Below are 1,958 nucleotides of genomic sequence, written 5' to 3' on the forward strand. Positions count from 1 at the left end.
TGATTGCGGTGGAGCATCTGAATATGTGGAAGTTATTTACAGACAATTCCTAACCGTGCAGCTATTAACCAGCACCGGGCAGATATATGGTTGCCGGATTAGACCTTTCAGGGACCCTGTCAGCCCTGGTTATCCAGTTGTCTGGCACGCTCGGCGGTAGTCAAGGCCACTATTGATACAGCGTGAATTGCACCACTGGTAATGAATGGATTCAGGTGAGAATAGATCATCTGCTGACGCTGAACCGGTCGCTTCGCCTCAAACTGGTCACTGATTACGGTCAGACGAAAGTCGCACCCCTCGCCCTCAACAATCACTTGTGAGCCCGCAATCTCTTTCTCCAGAAGCGCCTTGACCTCTTCGGCTTGCATGATCCAACCTCTCAGGGAATAACAACCAGGAATTTTAAGGGAATAATAAAACCGGTGAATGATATCTGAGAGAGATTGCCATGAATAGCCCTGAAACGTTAAGTTGCTAACTATTAGACTGACTCCGTTACGCATTATCCTGAAAATCAGCCATTGTTGGTGACGTGAAAAAACCCTTCTGGGAACCTGACACCTATAGAGCGGTTAAGGCTACTTCAATTCGGGCATTTTATTTGCTACCTTTGTTCAGAATTTTTTAACAGAAATGGCTAATCTGATCGATTAAAAATCAACCTGAAAATTTCTGTTGAGCTGTTTCATAATCTGCTCCCGGATGCCAGTAAAAGGCAGAAGCACAAGTGAGGGGCGGTAGCGTTACCTTTTGTTAGGGATGGATCGTAAAACGTGTCGATTGGGCTTCAGCATTGGCAAAAATATACTGCCATGCCAGTTCTTTTCCAGCGTTGGGATATTTTCTGGCCAATGCATGGGGAAGATGAACAAAGCAGGCACCTTCTTCAAACGCTTTTTGGTGAAGCAACCTTGCTGATTCGATCTGGATCCTTAATGTTTCAACAGACGCTTTGGGCAACAACGACCTTCTGTCTTTACCACCCTTGCCATGGCGAACGGTAATTTCCATGTGCCCAAAATCAATATCCTGAACCCTGAGACAGAGCGCTTCCTTCAGACGAAGACCAACACCATACATTAATTGGGCGACCAATAACGGTGTGCCTTTGAGACAGGACTGAGTTAGCTTCAGCCACCGACAACACAACAGGGAGTTTTTTGGGGCGTTTGGATTTTTGCCAGTCATTGATCGTGAAATTGTCACGCCCCAGCACTTGTTTGTATAAAAAGACCAGGGCACTCAATGCCTGCTGCTGAGTATTGACAGCAACGTGTTTTTTCGTCACCAGATGAGTGAGAAAATCACGGACATCAGCGCCAGTCAGTAAATCGGGATGGCGCATTTTATGAAATTTTATCAAGCGTTTAATCCAATCCCAGTAGCTGCGCTCGGTAAACAGAGAGTAACCGGCAGAGCGAATGGCCATTTGAAAGCGTTCTAGTAATCTCATATAAGTTTTGCCTGATGCTGTGTTTTTTATACAGTAAAAGCTGGTTCGTATATGTAGAAAATCAACTGAATGGTTAACCTGTTGTATTGAATGAAAATCAAGCAATCTGTAATTACGGGGGTTGCTTGATTGAAAAATATATGAATTACAAAATGCGAATCAGAAGATATAAGTCTTTAAAGTGCAGGGCGTTGTGTAAGTCGGGCTGTATGGGGTGATCGGGTGGTGCGTATAGCGAATCTACAGTTTGTTATGCGAAACTGATTTGTGTAAACGACTGTTATGTTCTAAGGAGTTCATTCAATGACTGAAGATCAAGCAAAAAAAATTGCAATCAAAGAAACAGACTATTGTTATGTTTTAGCATGTGCCTGGGCAGGGCGATAGAATCGGCCTTACGATCGTTCCAATCAAGGCTAATTTAAACGACACTTATCAGTCCAAAAAGGTCTTTTTGGGGTATTTTTGTAACTATGGGAAGCACTTTGCCGATGTTGAATAG

3 protein-coding genes are annotated in these 1,958 nt (G+C 43.8%); all 3 read right to left on the reverse strand.

The genetic code is table 11. From position 1 onward, the window contains the following. Nucleotides 1-119: 119 nt before the first annotated feature. The gene (locus KDK14_RS08985; protein WP_257264756.1) at nucleotides 120-371 is read right to left on the reverse strand and encodes a BolA family protein; all 252 of its coding nucleotides are present in this window, start codon (nucleotides 369-371) and stop codon (nucleotides 120-122) included. A gap of 385 nt (nucleotides 372-756) precedes the next feature. Continuing rightward, nucleotides 757-1,083, reverse strand: coding sequence for a tyrosine-type recombinase/integrase (locus tag KDK14_RS08990; protein WP_257264757.1), 327 nt, complete (start codon nucleotides 1,081-1,083; stop codon nucleotides 757-759). After that, nucleotides 1,025-1,456, reverse strand: coding sequence for a phage integrase N-terminal SAM-like domain-containing protein (locus KDK14_RS08995; RefSeq protein ID WP_257264758.1), 432 nt, complete (start codon nucleotides 1,454-1,456; stop codon nucleotides 1,025-1,027). Before KDK14_RS08995 ends, KDK14_RS08990 begins: the two co-directional genes overlap by 59 nt. Between the last annotated feature and the right edge of the window lie 502 nt (nucleotides 1,457-1,958).

This window comes from Endozoicomonas sp. ONNA2, assembly GCF_024606365.1.
Classification (GTDB): domain Bacteria; phylum Pseudomonadota; class Gammaproteobacteria; order Pseudomonadales; family Endozoicomonadaceae; genus Endozoicomonas.

Coding starts and splice junctions, on each gene's coding strand:
- KDK14_RS08990 (WP_257264757.1), bottom strand. CDS start 1,083: ATGTATGGTGTTGGTCTTCGTCTGAAGGAAGCGCTCTGTCTCAGGGTT.
- KDK14_RS08985 (WP_257264756.1), bottom strand. CDS start 371: ATGCAAGCCGAAGAGGTCAAGGCGCTTCTGGAGAAAGAGATTGCGGGC.
- KDK14_RS08995 (WP_257264758.1), bottom strand. CDS start 1,456: ATGAGATTACTAGAACGCTTTCAAATGGCCATTCGCTCTGCCGGTTAC.